This is a genomic window from Nocardia sp. NPDC023852, assembly GCF_040639505.1.
Lineage (GTDB): Bacteria > Actinomycetota > Actinomycetes > Mycobacteriales > Mycobacteriaceae > Nocardia.
In genome coordinates this window covers 205,585-225,038 of sequence record NZ_JBFAAB010000003.1, presented here as the reverse complement: position 1 = coordinate 225,038, position 19,454 = coordinate 205,585, and the positions used below count along the sequence as shown (strand labels likewise).

Below are 19,454 nucleotides of genomic sequence, written 5' to 3'. Positions count from 1 at the left end.
CGTCGTGTCGTCGATAACACCGTGCAAGTCTGCGAAACACAGCGCTACTCCGAAGAACACAGAAGAACACAGCAGAACACAGCAGAACCCAGCGCGAGTCTCGGGAACACAGCGCGAGTCTTACGAACACGCCGCGCAGAGGCGCGGCATGTTCAGCACGACAAATCTGACACAGTAGCATTGCGAAATGCGCATAGCCCACTTCGGCCACTCCTGTCTCCTCGTCGAGCTGCGCGGCAAGAAAATTCTGTTCGACCCGGGCACTTTCTCGCACGGTTTCGAAGGCCTCACCGGCCTGGACGCGATCGCGGTCACCCACCAGCATCCCGACCACATCGACCCGAACCGGATCGACGCGCTCGTCGAGGCCAACCCCGAAGCCCGGCTGCTGTCCGACCCGCAGACGGCCCAGCAACGCGGCGGGCGGTGGGAGGCTGTGCACGCGGGCAACGTGCTCGCGCTCGGCGATCTCCAGATCACCGGGGGCGGCGGCAGGCATGCCGTCATCCACCCCGAAATCCCGGTGATCGACAACACCGTCTTTCAGCTGGGCACTCCGGACGATCCCGCCCAGCTTGTCCACCCGGGCGACTCGCTGTGGGTGCCTCCGGTCCCGGTCGGCGTGCTGGCCGCGCCCGCCGCCGCGCCATGGATGCGGGTCAGCGAGGCCGTCGACTACGTGCGCGCGGTCAATCCGCGCACCGCCTTGCCCATCCACTTCGGCATCATCGTGCCGGAGGCGCGGGGTATCTACTTCGGCCGCCTCGCCGAAATGGCGCCCGCGGGGACCGAATTCCGGGTGCTCGAACCGGAGGACGCCACCGAGGTGTAGCCGCTACCCGGTGTAGGTCGCCAGAAACAGCGCCTCGGCGAGCGCCATGCGCTCGATCTCCTTCGGGTCCACGCTTTCGTTGGGCGCGTGGATCAGACACGTCGGTTCCTCGACGCCGAGCAGCATGATCTCCGCGCCCGGATAGGTGTCGGCGAAGACGTTGCACAGCGGGATGGACCCGCCCTGGCCCTGCGTGGTCGCGGGGCGGCCGTAGGACGCGGCCAGCGCCGCCTCCATCGCGGCGCGAGCAGGCCCGTCGGTGCCGGACCGGAACGGCGCGCCGATGCCTTCGAGTTCGACCGTCAGCTTCGCGTGCCACGGCGTGTTCGCCTCCAGGTGCGCGACGAGCGCTTCGTGCGCCCGGCCGGGATCTGTCCCGGGCGGGATGCGCAGGCTCAGGCGTGCACGGGCGATCGGCGGAATCGCGGTGGAGGATCCGACCACCGGCGGCGCGTCGATGCCGAGCACCGTCAAAGCCGGTCGCGCCCAGAGCATGTCGGCGACAGTGCCGTCGCCGGTCAGCTCGACGCCGCCGAGGACGCCCGCGTCGGCGTGGAACTGCTCGCTCGGATACTGGATGCCCGGCCAGACCTGGTCGTTCGGCAGTCCGGCAACGGTGGTGTTGCCGCGTTCGTCGCGCAGCGAGGCGAGCAGATGGATCAGTGCGGCAAGCGCGTCCGGGGCCGGGCCGCCGAACATGCCGGAATGCATCGCCCCCGCGAGGGTTTCGATGGTGACTACAACATTCACGTTGCCGCGCAACGTCTCGGTGAGGGTCGGCACGCCGACCGCGAAGTTGCCGCAGTCGCCGATCAGAATCGCGTCCGCCCGCAATAGGTCCGGATTGGCCTCGACGAAAAGCTCCAGTCCCCCGGTGCCTTGCTCCTCGGAGCCCTCCGCGACCAGGGTCACCCCGAGCGGCAGATCGGCGCCGAGCGCGCGCAACGCCGTGAGATGCATGATTATGTTGCCCTTGCAATCGGCGCTGCCCCGCCCGTACCACCGCCCGTTCTTCTCCGTCAGCTCCCACGGCGGGGTACGCCAGGCCGCTTCGTCCATCGGCGGCTGGACGTCGTAATGGCAGTACAGCAGCACCGTCGGCGCGTCCTCCGGCGCAGGGCGCGCGGCGATGACGGCCTTACTGCCGTCAGGTGTTTCGTGCAGACCGACTTTGGTCAGCCCCGCCGCGGCGAAGGCGTCGGCCACCCACTGCGCCGTTCGCTCACACTCTTCTTGCGGAAACTGCCTGGGGTCGGCCACCGACCTGAGCGAAACGAGCTGGGTCAGATCTGCTTTCGCTTGCGGCATCAACCCGGCGACCTGCTCACGCAGCGCCGCGGTGCGTTGATCGTCGGTCATGCCCGCGCCTCGATTCTTCGCGTCGTCGAATGTCATTGTCCGGTGGACAGGTGCCGATCCGTTCGTGCGACTACGGGTCTGCCCGCCAAACACCCCGGTTGTCACCGCGCGACTACTCGGACAGCTCGCCCGTTGCCTTGATCAGCGTTGACGATAGATCCTCGCAGACGATCCGCCGTCGCTGCCGAGCGTATCCGCCATCACTCCATGAGAACGACGCGCCATCTGCTGCCCAGTGGCCGTCGAGGGCGTCGACCGCGGTTGGCAACAGAGCAAACCGATCGGTCTGTCAGCGGAATCGGGGCCGAGCGGCTGCCGCCGAACTGGTCCGACCTGCGAATACAAGAACTCAGGCGCGCCGACCCCGGATTGTGTCAAGCTGGAGCCACCGGGCGCCGGCAACCAGTCGGCATCCTCGATGGTCAAGGAATGCACGGCAAGCGCAGCCGGTTTCGAACTACCGATTCCGGCACCCGCACAGGCACACCACAACGAGCCGAATCGGGAGGCCGTATCCATGCCCGACACCGAAGGACCCGACGACCTGTTCGCCCTGCCCGGGCTCAGCCGGACGGCGCCGAAGGGCGGATTTCCGGCGAGTGAGATGTTTCCCCAGGCCGCTTACGAGATCGTCCATGACGAGCTGATGCTCGACGGTGTCTCCAGGATGAACCTGGCCACCTTCTGCACCACCTGGGTGGACGACCAGGCGCGCAGGCTGATGGCCGAATGCCTGGACAAGAACATCGTGGACAAGGACGAATACCCGCAGACCGCCGAGCTGGAGCGCCGCGGTGTCCGGATGGTAGCCGATCTGTGGCGCGCGCCGGACCCGGCCACGACGCACGGAACCTCCACCACCGGGTCGAGCGAGGCGGCCATGCTCGGCGGGCTCGCGGCCAAATTCCGCTGGCGCAAGCGCGGCGGCTCCGGGACGCCCAACTTCGTCTGCGGGCCGGTCCAAGTTTGCTGGGAGAAGTTCGCACGCTATTTCGACGTCGAGATCCGGCAGATCCCGCTGCGCGCCGACCGGCTGACCATGCACCCGGACGACGTCGCCGCCCACTGCGACGAGAACACCATCATGGTCGTACCCACCTTCGGCCAGACCTTCACCGGCCTGTTCGAGGACGTTGCCGGGATCAGCGCGACGCTGGACACACTGCAACAGACCAGCGGACTCGACATCCCGATCCACGTCGACGCCGCCAGCGGCGGCTTCCTAGCCCCGTTCGCCGCGCCGGACTTGGTCTGGGACTTCCGGCTGCCCAGGGTCAAGTCGATCAACGCCTCCGGCCACAAGACCGGGCTCGCGCCGCTCGGCTCAGGCTGGGCGATCTGGCGCGATGCGGGCGATTTGCCCGAGGAACTGATCTTCGACGTCGACTATCTCGGCGGGAGCATGGCCACTTTCAACCTCAATTTCTCCCGGCCCGGCGGCCAGGCGATCACGCAGTACTACGACTTCATCCGTTTGGGCCGGACCGGCTACGCCAGGGTGCAGTCCACGATCTACCGCGTGGCGCAGCACCTGGCCGCCGGGCTGCGCGGACTAGGGGTCTTCGAGATGATCCACGACGGCGATCCGCGGCGCGGCATCACCGCGGTGTCCTGGCGGCTGACCAGCGATTCCGGATTCAACCTCTACGATCTGTCCGATCGCCTGCGCACCAGGGGCTGGCTGATAGCCGCGTATCCGCTACCCCCGGACCGGGGCGACGAGACGATCATGCGCGCGGTGATCCGGCACGGCTTCACCGTCGACATGACCGACCTGCTGCTGGAGGACCTGATCCGCTGCATGAAACAGCTGGAGCGACGACCATTTTCGAGCCCGCTCACCCGCGCGGAGGCGGGTGGCTTCACACACGACGCGAAGGCCGCCGTACCGGACGCGAAGATTTCGCCCCCATGATCGGCGCAGCCGGACGAAGTCAACAGGTAGCCCACGCCTGGCCGACTGAAGGCTCGAGGCAGCCGCACATACGCCATACACCTGCCGCCGCGACTTATTCATGCGGCGCGGGCAGCCGGGAACGGCTCCCAGCGGTAGATGTGGCCATACGCACCGTGGAACAGCGCGAGGTCGACAGCGTCGAGCATTGCCTGACGTGGACCGGAACGGTCCAGCTGTGCGGCGGAGACGGCGAGGCGCAGCACGCCGCCGCGACGAGCGGCGCGGGCGGCGCCCATTACCAGGGCTCGACACCACCACGGCTGCGCACGGAAGCCCGCACCGATGCCGTACACCCGGGATTTCTGTGCCACATCGCGCTCCAGGTCGACGATCGAAGTGAGGCCGAGCGCGAGCCGGAAACCGACCTCCGGCAGCGCGTCCAGCGCGCCCGGCGAGGCATCCCAGCGCGGAGCCGCGAACAGGCGGGTGCGCAGATCTACCTGCTCCATCACCCGGTCGGCGGCGGTCAGCCGCAATCGTGCCTCGTGCCTGGGCAGCGCGGCGAACTCGGCGCGTCGCCGCTTGGTGGCCGCCTGGTCGTAGCCGTGCAGCACGATGGCGTCACCACGCACCCGGCGACCGCGCAACCACGCCTGCGTCGCCAAGTCGTCGACCAGCCGGTATTTGCCCTTCAGCCGCGGCGCGACCAGCAGCGAGAGCGGCACGCCGCGCCGATCCATCTCCTCGGCGAATTCCATCGCCATATCCCGGGTGGTGTCCCTGATCCCGGAGACCGACACGATCAGCTCAGCGTTCATGAATCAACGGTGTCAGCCGTACATGTCCTCGGCATGCAGCCCGCATGACCACGCGACGAACACTCCGACACGCCTCGGTCGAGCGCGCCGCTACCACCGGTCCCAATGCAGAACCTGCTCGCGCGGGACCCGCACGGCGGGCTTGAATTCGGCGCCGATCGCGTAGGCCACCGGGATGAATGCGGCGAGCATGACGTTGTCGTATGGAATCCCCAGCGCCGCAGCGAGTTCCCGTTCCGGCGGCCCCTGAGCACTGGTCCACACGGTGCCGAGACCGCGAGCTCGGGCCGGAAACGGCTCCGTAGCGTGGAGCCGGCGGTGCCCGCCTTTCTCGACGACACCTTCGCCGCGCTGTCGCCGGGCGAGCGGCGTCAACTCACCGCTCTGCTCGGCAAACTCCTGTTCCCGCCGGCCACCGACTAACGGGACAAGCGTGGCCTACGCGCCGGCGAGACCCACGGTGTCGAGCACCCAGGCGTACTCGAACGCCACTTCCTTCCACTTCTCGTAGCGCCCGCTGACGCCGCCATGCCCTGCGCTCATCTCGGTCTTGAGCAGCAGCGGCGCGTCGCCGGTCTTGGTGGCGCGCAGCTTGGCGACCCACTTCGCGGGCTCGACGTAGAGCACACGGGTGTCGTTCAGGCTGGTGATCGCCAGGATCGCCGGGTAGTCCTTGGGCTCGACGTTCTCGTATGGCGAGTAGGACTTCATGTACTCGTAGACATCCTTGTCCGCCAGCGGGTTTCCCCACTCGTCCCATTCGATGACGGTCAGCGGGAGCGACGGGTCGAGGATAGAGGTGAGCGGATCGACGAATGGGACATTGGTCAGGATGCCCGCGAACAGCTCGGGTGCCAGGTTCGCCACCGCGCCGACGAGCAGGCCGCCCGCACTACCTCCATCGGCAATCACCCGGTCCGCTGTGGTGACGCCGGTGTCGACGAGATGCCGCGCGCAGGAAACGAAGTCGGTGAAGGTGTTCTTCTTGGTGAGCGTCTTGCCGTTCTCGTACCAGAGCCTGCCCATCTCGCCGCCGCCGCGCACATGCGCGACCGCGAAAACCATGCCGCGGTCCAGCAGTGACAGGCGCGAGACCGAGAACGAGGAGTCGATGCTCGCCTCGTAGGAGCCGTAGCCGTAGAGCAGCAACGGCTTCGGCGCATCGGCCGCCGCGTCCCTCTTCCGCACCAGCGAGATGGGAATCCGGGTGCCGTCTTCGGCGATCGCCCAATCCCGGTGCTGTTCGTAGTCGTTCGCGTCGAAGCCGCCGAGCACCGGCTGCTCTTTGCGCAGCAGCAGGTCGCCGGTCGCGGGGACATAGTCGAACACCTGCATCGGTGTGATGAACGAGGTCAGGCCGATGCGCAGGGTCGGCTGAGTCCACTCCGGGTTGGAACCCGTGCCGACCGAGAAGAGTTCCAGGTCGAAGGCGAGTTCGCGGCGCTCGCCGTAGCCGGATTCGGTCAGTGGCCACACCGCGATCCTGGTCAGCGCCTCGCGCCGGTAACTGAGCACCAGGTGATCGCGGAACGGGTCGACGTCCTCGAGCCGCACGTCGTCGCGGTGTGCGAGCAGCAGGGTCATGTTCGACGGGTCGTCGACCGGCGCGTCGGCGAGGACGAAGTTCTCCGCCTTCACCCCGTCCACGACGTCGTTGTGCAGGATGAGGAACCGGTCCTCACCGCCGATCACAGCGTGCTCCGCGGAATACTCGACGCCCTCGCGGCGCGGCAGCAGCACACGGAATTCGCCCTCGGGATCATCGGATTCGAGTACCCAGCCCTCGCTGGTGATCTTCGAGTTGACCGAGATCATCAGGTATTTCTCCGAGCGGGTCGCGCCGATGCTCACCCAATACCGCTCGTCGGGCTCGTGGAACACCTTGACATCGGGCGCCGTGCTGCCGAGCCGGTGCCGCCACACGGTGTCGGGTCGCCACGACTCGTCGACCGTCTGGTAGAAGACGTGCGTGCCGTCCAGCGACCAGGTAGCACCCGGCGCGGTACCGGCGATCTCGTCGCCGAGCAACTCGCCGGTGCGCAGGTCCTTGAACCGCAGCACGTAGCGCTCGTCGCCGACGTTGTCCACCGAATAGGCGAGCCGATTGCCGTCATGGCTGATCGAATACGCGCCGAGTGAGAAGAAGTCGTGCCCCTCGGCCAGCACGTTGCTGTCGAGCAGCACCTCTTCCCCGGGAACCTCGGTTCCCGCTTCCAGCTGCGGCGGCGTCCACGCGTCGATGCCCTCGGCGTCGGCGGCGATCGGGCACCGGCAGTGCACGCCGTATTGCTTGCCTTCGAAGCTGCGCGAGTAGTACCAGTACTCGCCCATGCGGGACGGTACGGACAGGTCGGTCTCCTGAGTGCGCGCCTTGATCTCGTCGAAGATCGCGTCGCGCAGCGTGTCCAGGTGCGCGGTCTGCGCCTCGGTGTAGGCGTTCTCCGCCTCCAGGTGGGCAATGACGTCGGGACTCTCCTTGTCCCGCAGCCATTCGTACTCGTCGACGAACAGGTCACCGTGGTGCACCCGCTCGGTAGGAACCGTCTTGGCGATCGGCGCCGCTACGACGGGAGTGCCGTTGCCCGGTTCGGAGATCGTGCCGCTGTCGAGAGCCATGACGTCCACCCTACTGTTCGGGCGCCTCGCCGCCCGCAGCCTGGATGATGCCGTCCAACATGTCGCTTGTCCGGCGCAGATCGTGCATGGCCCGGTCGATCCGCGCACGCTCCTCGGTGAGCTTCTCCACCAGGAACGGCGTCGCCAGCGCGTTGGGAGTGCCATCAATGTCGTGGATGCACGGCAGCAGCTCGCCGATGGTCTCGCTGTGCAGACCCGCGGCGAACATTTCTTGGATGCGCCGGACCCGGTCGACCGCCGCCTCCGGGTACTCCCGCTGCCCGCCGGAGGTTCGCTCGGAGGCCAGCAGGCCTTTGGTCTCGTAGTACCGCAGCGACCGGACGCTCACGCCGGTCCGCTCGGCCAGTTCACCGATACGCACGTTCGCTCCTTGACCTGACATTGATGTCAGGTTCTACCGTACAGCCATGCTGCTGACCGAATACCGCAACCGTTCGCTCCACCTCCCCAACCGGATCGTGATGTCGCCGATGACGCGGCTGCGCTCCCTCCCCGACGGCTCGCCGACCACCGACGTCGCCGACTATTACGCCCAGCGAGCGACGGCCGGGCTGATCGTCACCGAGGGCATCTGGCCGCATTCGACCGGGCAGAGCGAGGCGTGGGTGCCCGGGTTGCAGACGCCCGCGCACGTCGAGGCGTGGCGGCACGTCACCGAGGCCGTGCACGCACGCGGCGGCCGGATCTTCGCGCAGCTCATGCACGGCGGACGCAAGGGCCATCCGCTCGCGCGGATCGACGGATCCTGGCCCGCCGGACCGTCGGCCGTGCTGGACGACGACCGCGTGCATCTGATCGACGGAGGAAAGGCAGACCCGATCACGCCGGGCGCCCTCGATCGCACCGACATCGCCGCGGTGGTGGACCAGCACGCCACAGCCGCGCGCAACGCCATCGCGGCAGGCTTCGACGGTGTCGAAATCCACGGGGCAAACAGCTATCTCGTCCACCAGTTCCTCGCCGACAACACCAACCTGCGCGACGACGAGTACGGTGGCTCGATCGAGAACCGCATGCGATTGCCGCTGGCCGTCGTCGACGCGGTGACCGGCGCCATCGGCTCCCGGCGGACCGCCATCCGCCTCTCCCCCGGCAACCCCCAGTTCGCCATGGTCGAGGCCGATCCGGCGCCGCTCTACCAGGCCCTCGTCGTCGAACTCGACCGCCGCGACCTCGCCTACCTGCATCTCACCGACAACGACCGCTACCACGCACTCGGCGACCTGCGGCCGCGGTGGCACGGCACACTCGTGGCCAACATCGGCGAGAACCGTGCACCGACGACGGCGGCCGGCGCGGAAACCGTGCTGCGCGCCGGGCTCGCCGATCTGGTCTCCTTCGGCAGGTCGTTCATCGCCAACCCCGACCTCGTCCATCGCATCCGGCACGATCTCCCGCTGGCCCCGATCCGCGAGGAGATGCTCTATGGGCGCACTGCCGAAGGCTATAGCGACTACCCGAGCTGGACAGCAGGCGCAGTCGCGCATCAGCACGCGGAATAGTCGACCGCTGCGCTCGTCGCCGTCCGCGACCAGCCTCGGCACCTACGAGTGGCACACCGTGGCGGACCTACTCGGCCGATGCCGCAATATGTGCCGCTCGTGGGGGGCAGGCCACGCAGGTAGCGGCCATGGCGATCGACAGCGAGAGCCGCGAGGTGTAGGCAGAGTGGCTGTGGATACGACGTTTCTCAGGATCGTCCGGGGTGAGGCCCCGGCCGACATCGTGTACCAGGACGAGTTGGTTACCGCTTTTCGGGACATTCGTCCACAAGCCCCTACACACGTGTTGATAGTTCCGAACGAGCTGATTCCAACACTGAATGATGTCCAGCCGAAACATGAACCAGCTCTCGGACGAATGCTGGCAGTAGCAGCGAAGATCGCCGCTCAGGAAGGCATTTCGGAGAAGGGGTATCGAGTGATCTCGAACTGTAACCGCCACGGCGGCCAGGAGGTCTATCACCTGCATCTGCACCTCGTCGGCGGACACGCCTTGGGCTCGATGCTCGAAAACCGTTGGTGACCGGGTCTGCCGACTACGACAACGATTCGCGGCGAAAATCCTCACCGCGCTACAGGATTGGAGATGGCATGTAGCGAGCCGCGTCGGGGAAGCGGTCGACCAGTTTCTGGACCTGGCCCACGACGTCGGCGACCTGGGCGTCGGCGGCGCCAACGAAGGCGGACTTGTCGGACAGCGCGGCAACCAGGGCGGCGCGGTCGAGCGGGAGGCGGCTGTCGTCGGCCAAGCGGTCCAACAGGTCCGGTTCGCGGCCCTGCTCCCGCATGGCGAGGGCGACAGCGACGGAGTGCTCCTTGATGACCTCGTGCGCGGTTTCGCGGCCGACGCCGGTGCGAACCGCCGCCATGAGGATACGAGTGGTGGCGAGGAAGGGCAGGTAGCGATCCAGCTCGCGGGAAATGACGGCCGGGTAGGCGCCGAACTCGGCGAGGACGGTGAGGAACGTTTCCATCATCCCGTCGATGGCGAAGAAGGCGTCCGGCAGCGCGACCCGGCGCACCACCGAGCAGAACACGTCGCCCTCATTCCACTGCGCGCCCGCCAGCTCGGCCGCCATCGAGGCGTAGCCACGCAGCACCACCTGCAGGCCGTTGACCCGCTCACACGAGCGGGTGTTCATCTTGTGCGGCATCGCCGAGCTACCCACCTGCCCCGGCTGGAAGCCCTCGGTGACCAGCTCATGGCCGGCCATGAGCCGGATGGTGTGCGCGAACGACGAGGGACCGGCGCCGACCTGCACCAGCGCCGAAAGCACATCGTGGTCGAGCGAACGCGGGTACACCTGGCCGACGCTGGTGAGCACGGTGGCGAACCCCAGATGCCGGGCCACCTGCTGCTCCATCCGCGCCAGCTTGGCCGGGTCGCCGCCGAGCAGGTCCAGCATGTCCTGCGCGGTACCCATCGGGCCCTTGATCCCGCGCAGCGGGTAGCGGTCGATCAGCTCACGCAGCCGGGTCAGCGCGATCAGCAGCTCGTCGGCGGCGGAGGCGAACCGCTTGCCGAGGGTGGTGGCCTGCGCGGCGACGTTGTGCGAGCGGCCCGCCATCACCAGCGTCTGATACTCGGCGGCGCGTTCGGCCAACCGCGCGGCGATCGCGACACCGTGCGCATGCACATGCTCGAGCGAAAGCCGGATCTGCAACTGCTCCACGTTCTCGGTGAGATCGCGGCTGGTCATGCCCTTGTGCACGTGCTCATGCCCGGCCAGAGCATTGAACTCCTCGATGCGAGCCTTCACATCATGGCGAGTGACCCGCTCGCGTTCGGCGATCGAAGCGATGTCGACCTGGTCCAGCACCCGCTCGTAGTCCGCGACAACACCCGTGGGCACCTCGATGCCCAGTTCCGACTGCGCCCGCAACACCTCCAGCCACAACCGTCGCTCGAGCACGATCTTGTATTCGGGCGACCACAGGTGCACCAACTCGGGGCTGGCGTAACGGGTGGCAAGAACGTTGGGGACGAGGCTCACGACTCCACCTCGCTGACGCTCGGCTCCGTCGTGCCCTGGGGCACTGTGTCGATGGTTCGCTCGCTTCGCTCCCTCACGACTCCACCTCGCTGACGCTCGGCTCCGTCGTGCCCTGGGGCACTGTGTCGATGGTTCGCTCGCTCACGACCGGTCAGTCTAGTGCCCGGAAACGATCCACTTGCTGGGGCGTCGCTGGTGCGACGATGTCGATCACCTCGAGGAGAGCGCCGCGGGCCATCCGTCGCGGTTCGGGCTCCATTTCGGTGAGCGCCGCGACGACGGCTCCGTCCACCACCGCGACCAGCCTGCGTAGTTGCTCCGGCCGCACCATCCGGTCGGACCGGCGCAGCACGTCGGCCAGCAGTTCGTCCAGCTGTGCGCGCAGGCGGAGCTGCACCTCCCGGAGCTCTGGGTGGCGCGCCGAGGCCACCGAGCGCTCGTAGCGGGCGATCAGCTGGCCGCGCGCGAGCTCGTCGGGTCCGTCTGTCCCCACCAGCAGGTCGAGCACCAGATCGACGGTGGCCTCGGCACCGCGGCGGCGGTGGCTCACCTCGCCGACCCTGCGGCGCATCGCGTCCAGCTCCGCGTTACCGCTGAACTCGACCGCCCGGGCGATCAGATCGTCCAAGGACTCGAAGTAGTAGGTGGTGGACGCCAGGGGCAGGTCAGCGCGCGTCGCGACCGAACGATGCCGCACCGCGTCGAATCCGCCTTCGAGCAGCAACTCGGCGGCAGCGGATACCAAAGCCTGGCGACGCCGTTCGCCTTTCGGGGTCGTCGCGGTGATCACCGTGCCATCGTGCCAGTCATCATCAGTTCTTCCAGAGGAAATCAGCGAGGAAAAGCAATCAACGTTGTTTTACCGCATCCGCGCGGCCACGGTGCCGAACTGCGGAAAGTTGTTGCTCGACAGGCGGATCACGCACCGAGATAGTGCCCTAGACGCAGCAGCGCCGCTTCGATGTCCGCCGTGGCCCCCGCGAAGGAGAAGCGCACCGTGCGGTGCCCGTTCACGGTGTCGAAGTCGACGCCGGGCGCGAGCGCGACACCGATGTGGTCGAGCACGTCCGTGCACCACGCGCGGGAGTCGTCGGTGAGATGGCCGATGTCGGCGTAGGCGTAGAAAGCGCCATCGGCGGGAGCCAGCTCGGTGATGCCGAGCTTCGGCAGCCCGTCCAGCAGCAACCGCCGGTTCACCGCGTAACGCCGGACGTGCCCGTCGAGCTCCGCCTTGGCCTCCGCGCCGAACGCGTGCAGCGCCGCGTACTGCGAGATGGCGGGCGGGCAGACGGTCAGATTCGACGCCAGACGCTGCAACGCGGGGCGCAGTCCACTCGGCACCAGCATCCAGCCCAGCCGCCAGCCGGTCATCGAGAAGTACTTGGAGACGGAGCCGATCACCACCGATTCCCGCGAGGTCTCCCATGCCGAGGAGGTCTTGCTGTCCGCACCCGCGCTGTCGTACGTGATGCCGTGGTAGATCTCGTCGGAGATCAGCAAGGTGCCGTGTTCCTCGCACCAGCGGGCCAGCGCGGCCAACTCGGCGGGGGCGATCATCGTGCCGGTCGGGTTGGCGGGGCTGGCCACGACCAGGCCCGCGGGTCGTTCCGGCAGGGCTTCGAGCATGGCGACGGTGGGTTGGAATCTGGTGTGGGCGCCGCAGTCCAACTCGAGCACGCGGCAACCGAGCGCGGTGAGGGTGTTGCGGTAGGCCGGATAGCCGGGGCGGGCAACCACGACGGTGTCGCCGGGGTCGAACGCCGCAAGGAAGATCAGGGAGAACGCGCCGGACGAGCCGGTCGTCATCACCACGTCGTCCGGATCGACCGGATAGCCGTACGTCTCGCGATGGTGCTCGGCGATCGCCTCGCGGATCGGCAGGATGCCGAAAGTCTCGGTATAGCCGAGCAATTCGGATCGGATCGCGAGTTGGGTCGCCCGCAGCACCGGCGCGGGCGCGGGCGTCGACGGCTGGCCCGCGGCGAGTACGAGCACGTCGCCGTGGGTTCTGGCCCGTTCCGCGGCGGCTTTCCAGACATCCATCACGTAGAAAGGGGGAATGGTCGACCGGCGAGATTCTCTGGACACTCGACAGACGGTAGAGCACACGGTCGACGTGCGGTCCGGGTTATGGTCGCCGTAATGCTCGAGAAAGCGCGACGAGACGGGCTCGACCGAGTGCGCGGAGTGGGTGGCATCGGAGTCATTCCGCGTGATTGGCGCGCGCCGGTGCGAAAGGGTTCCGAGCAGAGACTGCGCACACTGTTGGGAGCCGGGAGCTCCCTGTGGGCACTGCGATCCCAACGGCGGACATTATGGGAACGCAAGCCGGACCCGCGCGAGATGTGGCAGCGACGGCCCAGCGGGGAGGAACTGCTCGCGCTGGCGCGCAAGCACAAGGTACTGCTGGCCGGGCTGGCCGTGGCCGCGGTGTTCGCCGCGAGCGACACGTCTTTCGCGGGGACGGTCACGGATCGCACCCCGGCACCCGAGCGGGCCCAGCGCGTCGCCGTCGCCTATCCGCCGCAGATGCAAAACAGTCCGCCGTCGGCGCGCCGGTTGCTGAACGCGATCGCGAACGGTGAGCGGCTGCGCGAGCAGGCGGTGGTCGCGGCCGCCGCGCGAGCGACTCTCGAACGCGCGAAAGGCGAGGCGGCCGCCGCGGTCGCCGGTGAGCGCCAGCCGTGGATGACCGGAAGCGCACCGGTGCAACCCGGCACGCGGCCGGGTATCTCCGGCTTCGTTCTGCCCGCCCGCGGCACGTTCACCTCCGGCTTCGGTTCCCGATGGGGCACGTTCCACAACGGAATCGACATCGCGGGCCCGCTCGGCACCCCGATCTACGCGGTCGCCGACGGCACGGTCATCGACGCGGGCCCGGCCCAGGGCTTCGGCCTCTGGGTGCGGATCCGGCACGACGACGGCAGCATCACCGTGTACGGGCACATGTACGACTTCTTCGTCTCGGTCGGTGAGCGGGTGCCCGCGGGCATGCAGATCGCCCGCATGGGCAACCGCGGTGACTCGACCGGCCCGCACCTCCATTTCGAGGTGATCGTCGGCGGGCAGCACGTGGACCCGCAGGCCTGGCTGGCGCTGCGCGGTCTGACCTTCGGCTGAGCCCACGACGCCGGCATCGCTTCGATCTCAGACGGTGATGCGGTCCTCGACGGCGGCCAGGCCGATATCGGTGCGGTAGTGGCTGCCGGGCAGCTTGATCGCGGCGATGCGGTCGTAGGCGTGCGTGCGAGCTTCGGCGAGATCGGCACCGACGCCGACGATGTTGAGCACGCGGCCGCCCGCGGAGACCAGCGCGCCGTCCTCGCGCAGCGCGGTTCCCGCGTGCAGGACGGTGGCGGCCTCGTCGAGCGCGCCTTCCGCCGCGCCGGCGATAGCGTCGCCGAGGCGGGGGCGGCCGGGGTAGTTCTCCGCGGCAAGCACCACGGTGATCGCGGCCCCGTCACGCCAACGCGGCGAGGCCGCCTGCGCGAGCGTGCCGGTGGCTGTGGCGTTCAGCAGTTCACCGAGCGGACTGTCCAGCAGCGCGAGCACCGCCTGGGTCTCGGGATCGCCGAAGCGGCAATTGAATTCGACGACGGCGGGACCGGCCGCGCCGATCGCGAGGCCGGCGTAGAGCAGACCGGAGAACCCGCTGTCGCGCCGAACCAGCTCGGCTGCCACGGGTTTCACGACGTCATCGACGATCGCGGTGATCGTCGTCTCCGGCAGCCAGGGCAGCGGCGTGTAAGCGCCCATGCCGCCGGTGTTCGGGCCGATGTCGCCGTCACCGACGCGTTTGTGGTCCTGTGCGGGCAGCAACGGAACCACCGTCTCACCGTCGACCAGGCAGAACAGCGATACCTCGGGCCCGTCCAGGAACGATTCCAGCAGCACCGGATGGCCCTGCTCGAGTAATTCGGCGCCGTGATCACGCGCTGCGGAGCGGTCCGCGGTTACCACGACGCCCTTGCCGGCCGCCAGTCCGTCGTCCTTCACCACCCAGGTCGGGCCGAAGCGGTCGAGTGCGTCGTCGAGCTCAGCCGGGTTGTCCACGACCTCGCTCTGCGCGGTGCGCACGCCCGCCGCAGCCATCACATCCTTGGCGAACGCCTTCGAACCCTCGATCCTGGCGGCCGCCGCCGACGGACCGAAACAGGCGATGCCCGCTGCACGCACCGCGTCGGCGACGCCGAGCACCAGTGGTACCTCGGGTCCGATCACGACGAGGTCGGCCGCCAGTTCCGCGGCCAGCCCGACCACCGCCTCCGCGGAGCTCGGGTCGACCGCGCGGGTCTGCGCATGCTGGGCGATACCCGCGTTGCCCGGGGCGGCGAAGAGCGCATGCACCGCGGGATCCCTGCGCAGGGCAAGGACGAGGGCATGTTCACGGGCTCCGGAACCGATGACGAGTACACGCACGGCAGACAGCCTAAAGGCTGTCCGTCACCGACCGGGCGAGTAGTACCGTCCGTTCACCCGTTCAGCTGCTCCAGCAGCCCGAGCTCGGTGCCGTCACAAAGCCGATCACACGCACGACCGCCGGCCCGTAATGTTTATTTCGAGCCACACTTCGACCGGCAAATACGCGGAGAGGCGGAACAGTGGGTCTGATCGACGGACTGATGGGCAATGCCGGACGGATCGATCCGGGCCAGGCGCAAGAGGAGTACGCCAAACTCCTCGGCAACGGTGAACAGGTCTACGCCGCATACCTGCTGGTTCGCGACGCCATACTGTTCACGAACCGCCGCCTGATCCTGATCGACAAACAGGGCGTCACCGGTCGCAAGGTGAGCTACCACAGCGTCCCCTATCGTGCGATCACCCATTTTTCGGTGGAGACCGCGGGCACCTTCGATCTGGACGCCGAACTGGCCATCTGGATCGCGGGCACCGCCGAGCCCCTGCTGAAGAGGTTCAACCGGCAGGTGGACATCTACGAGGTGCAGGGCATCTTGTCGCACTTCGTGGCGGTCTGACACCTGCCGGTTCGGCGTCAGGGCGGACGGACCGGTCTAGTCTGCGGAGCATGGCTTCTGTCTTCAGCGCGATCATCGCCGGTCAGCTCCCGGGCCGATTCGTCTGGGAAGACGACGAATTCGTCGGCTTCCTCACCATCGCCCCGGTCACCGCGGGCCACACCCTCGTGGTGCCGCGCAAGGAAATCGACCAGTGGCAGGACGTCGACGCCGACACCTTCGCCCGATTGACGGGCGTCGCCCAGAAGATCGGCCAGGCCGTGCGCGCGGCGTGGGACGCGCCGCGCGCAGGTCTGCTGATCGCCGGTCTGGAAGTACCGCACCTGCACGTCCACGTGTTCCCGGCCTTCACGATGGGTAACTTCGACATCTCCGGCGCCGACCCGAACCCGAGTCCCGAGTCCCTCGACGAGGCCCAGGCCAAGATCAAGCAGGCTCTGCGTGACCTGGGCCACGGTAACAACGTCCCCGACTGAACCCGGTACCGACCCGCGCGAGAGAACGGTCCGACCGCCAAACGCGGTCGGACCGTTTTCTTCGTCAAGCCTGCACGTCGTGCAGAGGAGTATCAATTCCCCCGACCGAGACCGTTGCCAGCGTCTGGCTCGGGGTCCAGAAGATTCTGCCGTGCTGAAAATTCTGGTAAGTGCCGGTATCCCAAGAGATTTCGTCGCTTGTCGGCCATCCCAGGGGGCCGTTCTCGTAGCCGGAGCGATTCCACCGGTCGCGGATAGCGCCGTGCAACCAGAAAGCGTGCTCGCTTGCTGCCTGGCGGTAGAGTGCTCCGCCTTGGAAATCCTGCACCTCGCCGGACGGCTCGCCGTCCGGCCCGTGCAGCACCGTTCGGTCAGTGACCGGATAGCCGAGCGGGCCGGTCTCCCAGCGCAATTCCTCGTATTTATCCCATAACGTTTCCGGGATGGCGTGGGCGCCGGTCGTGGGGTGCCAATAGATATGACCGTGCTCGAACTCCGCGAATCGGCCCACACCGTCGGGGGTCGCGATTTCGCCGTCGGTGATCCGATTGCCCAACCAGGGATTCGCGGCGGCGCAATCGTTGATCGCGTTCGGCTCCGACCCGCCCGATCCGCCAGAGGCAAAGCTCCGCACATCGTCGGCGAATACATCCCACGGAAAATTTGGTCCGACATCCGTGTGTGTGCCGATCCCAAGACACTCCGTCACATACTTGTGATCGGAGATCCCCGCACGCTCCTCGTAGGGCGGCTGGATGACATACGTGTCGAAACCGAATTTGCGGGCGTCCTGCACCGCGAGCCACGCCGCGATCCGAATGTCATCGCGAATGGACAGCCAGACATCGCGGCTCCACGCGACGCGACTTCCGGCGAAGCAGAGATTGATCGTATACGGGTTCGCGTCCAGCACAGACCAGCTCGCCAGGTCTGTGTCGACGACATCGACGACCACGCGATCACGGAGGGTGTAGTGGTAACTCACTCCATTACTGGGGTTGTTGAGGTAGTTGGCCAGACTTTCCGCGGTCCCGTTACCCTCCTGCGTGTGCAGCAGGAAATTCTTGATCCGCGCACCGTGACGACTGGAAGCCGAGTTACCCATCCGATCGATTTCGACGTAATCCGGCTTGTTCGCGCTTCCCCCTTGATTCGGATCCGGCGTGACCGCTTTCGACCACTGGCCGTAGTCGTCGGCGAGGACCCTGTTGACGTCCACCACGACGCCGGCGACCTGGTCGCGGTCGATGCGGATCTGGTGGATGTGTGCGGAGGGATGGTCCCCGTTGATCGAGGCATCACCGGACCAGTTGTGTTGCCAGAACCACGTGGCGACGCCGTCCTCGAGCGCCCACTCGATGCAGCGCGCGTTGCCGTACATGCCGGTCCGCTCCAAGCCGACCACCGATGCCCAGCCACGCAGGAACGGCGCTATCTGCGAATTCCACTCTTGCAGGGAGGGATTCGAGTCGACGGGCGCATACAGGGGCCGGAAACCCGGCCCCCCGGCAGCGAAATGGTAGTCGAGCGCGATTCGGGCGTGATGTACGCCCGCGTCGTATCCGCCTTTCCAGTCCGACGTATCGCCCTTGCCGTACTGATAATTGGTCACCACCTCGAGTCCGATGGCGCGCAGCCGGTCGCAGTAGTCGCGGGTCAGCGGCTTCGCGCCGAAGTTCGTACCAGGCCTGGAGTCGGAGAAATAGCCGATGACCCCCGCGTATCCGGCGTCCTTGATCGCCTGTGGGTCGATCAGCGCGGCAGAGAAATCGATCAACTCAGTCATCACACACCCCCGTGTTCGAGTCCGCGTGCCCATCTGGAACGACGCGGTATATTCGTTCACCTCAGCAACTTCCAGCTGAGGAAAACCTCGACATAAATAGATTCGGCACGGTGGGCGAAAAGGATGTCGCCATATGGTTTTTGTGGCCGATCCGGTGTTCGCTTGTGATGTCGAGGCACTTTCAGCGCGACCCGTCCGGCATTTCGTCAGGTGTGCGACGAAGCAGAGAGGCGCAGCGGCACAGAACAACTCGGCTACATCCGTGATGAAAATGGCAAATATTCCAACTACAAAACCGCCCAGTCGGTCTCTTTTGGCCGACAACCAGAGCTTCGACGCGCACGGTGCAGAGCACATGCCGTGGTTCACGGTAGCTCCGAAAGTGACAGTGGCGTTGTCGATGACGACTGCCTTGGCATGCCGGCTGGCAGCGGATGGAGCAGGGTGGGCCACGAGGGTGTCGGTCTCCCATTCGAGGATCTCGTAGCCCAGTAGGAGATGATCGCGATCTCGAGTCAGCTGGAATGCAGCGTAAAAACCATCTGAAAGTCAGCGTGACCGGGCGAGACGACATGACCATTGGTGGCTTGGAATGCGCAGCTCATGACAAGTTTGTACTGCCTGTCGAGTTCGAGATTCGGCACCATCGAATGCCACCGGTAGTCCGCCGGGATAGCGCTGTGGTTGTCCGAGTATCCGGACTTGCCGTCGACGTAGGCCCCGCACGCCATCGTATTGCCGACGATGAGCCCCCGCACGTACGGCGAGAGCTGCAATGACCAGATGAGCCGGTTACCGCCGTCCGGCTGCTGGCTCGCATAAACGGCGTCCCCGGTAAACTTTCCGTACTTCCCGTCGTATCTGTAGCTCTGGTCACCGGGACGGAAATCGGCAAGCCGGGCTCGGCGTTCGCTGGGGCTGCGGCAAAGATGGCCGCAGCAGTGGCCAGGGCGGCGACGATCACTTTCTTCGGTGTACCGATTTTGCGCGACATTTGAATTCCCCCTGTGGGATCGGCTCGACTTCGACATCGACCGGTAGCCCCTCTGCGATCGTGGCGATGTCGAGATCCCCACGAGCGTCCGACAGATGGAACCAGACAAGCGTGCTGTCGGCGTCATCGAGCTTGATCACGCCGGTACCGTTACGCGGTTTCCAGCGCCAGACAGTTCCG

18 protein-coding genes are annotated in these 19,454 nt (G+C 66.9%); 7 read left to right on the top strand and 11 right to left on the bottom strand.

The features are described from left to right. Nucleotides 1–187 precede the first annotated feature (187 nt). Complete coding sequence (locus AB0H00_RS08640) at nucleotides 188–832, top strand: MBL fold metallo-hydrolase (RefSeq protein WP_357263000.1); 645 nt, start codon at nucleotides 188–190, stop codon at nucleotides 830–832. 3 nt (nucleotides 833–835) lie between these two features. Here AB0H00_RS08640 and AB0H00_RS08635 read toward each other — a convergent pair whose 3' ends face one another. Beyond that, nucleotides 836–2,191: a dipeptidase gene (locus AB0H00_RS08635; protein WP_357262997.1), complete on the bottom strand. Its 1,356-nt coding sequence runs from the start codon at nucleotides 2,189–2,191 to the stop codon at nucleotides 836–838. Nucleotides 2,192–2,708: 517 nt separating this feature from the next. Here AB0H00_RS08635 and AB0H00_RS08630 point away from each other — a divergent pair. Beyond that, entirely contained in the window at nucleotides 2,709–4,106 is a 1,398-nt protein-coding gene (locus tag AB0H00_RS08630; protein ID WP_357262994.1) for a glutamate decarboxylase, read from the top strand. Nucleotides 4,107–4,204: 98 nt separating this feature from the next. Here the strand turns inward: AB0H00_RS08630 and AB0H00_RS08625 are convergent, their stop codons facing one another. The 4 genes from AB0H00_RS08625 to AB0H00_RS08610 form a co-directional block, all read right to left on the bottom strand. Beyond that, a complete protein-coding gene (locus AB0H00_RS08625; protein ID WP_357262991.1) occupies nucleotides 4,205–4,906 on the bottom strand; it encodes a DUF2334 domain-containing protein in 702 nt (233 codons plus the stop codon). A 90-nt stretch (nucleotides 4,907–4,996) separates the two neighbouring features. Then, entirely contained in the window at nucleotides 4,997–5,170 is a 174-nt protein-coding gene (locus AB0H00_RS08620) for a hypothetical protein (protein ID WP_357262988.1), read from the bottom strand. Between the two features lie 174 nt (nucleotides 5,171–5,344). After that, nucleotides 5,345–7,522 carry a S9 family peptidase gene (locus AB0H00_RS08615; protein ID WP_357262985.1) on the bottom strand — a complete coding sequence of 726 codons (2,178 nt, stop codon included), beginning with the start codon at nucleotides 7,520–7,522 and terminating at the stop codon, nucleotides 5,345–5,347. Between the two features lie 10 nt (nucleotides 7,523–7,532). Further along, nucleotides 7,533–7,904: a MerR family transcriptional regulator gene (locus tag AB0H00_RS08610; RefSeq protein ID WP_357262983.1), complete on the bottom strand. Its 372-nt coding sequence runs from the start codon at nucleotides 7,902–7,904 to the stop codon at nucleotides 7,533–7,535. A gap of 46 nt (nucleotides 7,905–7,950) precedes the next feature. Between AB0H00_RS08610 and AB0H00_RS08605 the strand changes: the two genes are divergently transcribed. Next, nucleotides 7,951–9,045, top strand: a complete 1,095-nt coding sequence (locus AB0H00_RS08605) for an alkene reductase (RefSeq protein WP_357262980.1) — start codon at nucleotides 7,951–7,953, stop codon at nucleotides 9,043–9,045. 166 nt (nucleotides 9,046–9,211) lie between these two features. Next, nucleotides 9,212–9,568, top strand: a complete 357-nt coding sequence (locus AB0H00_RS08600) for an HIT domain-containing protein (RefSeq protein WP_357262977.1) — start codon at nucleotides 9,212–9,214, stop codon at nucleotides 9,566–9,568. A 49-nt stretch (nucleotides 9,569–9,617) separates the two neighbouring features. Here the strand turns inward: AB0H00_RS08600 and purB are convergent, their stop codons facing one another. The 3 genes from purB to AB0H00_RS08585 form a co-directional block, all read right to left on the bottom strand. After that, nucleotides 9,618–11,039 carry an adenylosuccinate lyase gene (gene purB, locus AB0H00_RS08595; protein ID WP_357262975.1) on the bottom strand — a complete coding sequence of 474 codons (1,422 nt, stop codon included), beginning with the start codon at nucleotides 11,037–11,039 and terminating at the stop codon, nucleotides 9,618–9,620. A 151-nt stretch (nucleotides 11,040–11,190) separates the two neighbouring features. Continuing rightward, the gene (locus AB0H00_RS08590) at nucleotides 11,191–11,829 is read right to left on the bottom strand and encodes a TetR family transcriptional regulator (RefSeq protein WP_357262972.1); all 639 of its coding nucleotides are present in this window, start codon (nucleotides 11,827–11,829) and stop codon (nucleotides 11,191–11,193) included. Nucleotides 11,830–11,957: 128 nt separating this feature from the next. After that, a complete protein-coding gene (locus AB0H00_RS08585; RefSeq protein WP_357262969.1) occupies nucleotides 11,958–13,127 on the bottom strand; it encodes a pyridoxal phosphate-dependent aminotransferase in 1,170 nt (389 codons plus the stop codon). 54 nt (nucleotides 13,128–13,181) lie between these two features. Between AB0H00_RS08585 and AB0H00_RS08580 the strand changes: the two genes are divergently transcribed. Beyond that, on the top strand, nucleotides 13,182–14,159 hold the full coding sequence (locus AB0H00_RS08580) for a M23 family metallopeptidase (RefSeq protein ID WP_357262966.1): 978 nt from the start codon (nucleotides 13,182–13,184) through the stop codon (nucleotides 14,157–14,159). A 27-nt stretch (nucleotides 14,160–14,186) separates the two neighbouring features. On the opposite strand, the gene purD is transcribed toward AB0H00_RS08580, so the two are convergent. After that, nucleotides 14,187–15,458, bottom strand: a complete 1,272-nt coding sequence (purD, locus tag AB0H00_RS08575) for a phosphoribosylamine--glycine ligase (protein ID WP_357262963.1) — start codon at nucleotides 15,456–15,458, stop codon at nucleotides 14,187–14,189. A gap of 182 nt (nucleotides 15,459–15,640) precedes the next feature. On the opposite strand from purD, the gene AB0H00_RS08570 reads away from it, so the two are divergent. After that, a complete protein-coding gene (locus tag AB0H00_RS08570) occupies nucleotides 15,641–16,018 on the top strand; it encodes a PH domain-containing protein (protein ID WP_357262960.1) in 378 nt (125 codons plus the stop codon). A 50-nt stretch (nucleotides 16,019–16,068) separates the two neighbouring features. After that, complete coding sequence (locus AB0H00_RS08565) at nucleotides 16,069–16,494, top strand: HIT family protein (RefSeq protein ID WP_357262957.1); 426 nt, start codon at nucleotides 16,069–16,071, stop codon at nucleotides 16,492–16,494. A gap of 64 nt (nucleotides 16,495–16,558) precedes the next feature. Here AB0H00_RS08565 and AB0H00_RS08560 read toward each other — a convergent pair whose 3' ends face one another. Both AB0H00_RS08560 and AB0H00_RS08555 read right to left on the bottom strand, forming a co-directional pair. Further along, nucleotides 16,559–18,280: a glycoside hydrolase domain-containing protein gene (locus tag AB0H00_RS08560; RefSeq protein ID WP_357262955.1), complete on the bottom strand. Its 1,722-nt coding sequence runs from the start codon at nucleotides 18,278–18,280 to the stop codon at nucleotides 16,559–16,561. Nucleotides 18,281–18,795: 515 nt separating this feature from the next. Continuing rightward, nucleotides 18,796–19,311, bottom strand: a complete 516-nt coding sequence (locus AB0H00_RS08555) for a hypothetical protein (RefSeq protein ID WP_357262952.1) — start codon at nucleotides 19,309–19,311, stop codon at nucleotides 18,796–18,798. Between the last annotated feature and the right edge of the window lie 143 nt (nucleotides 19,312–19,454).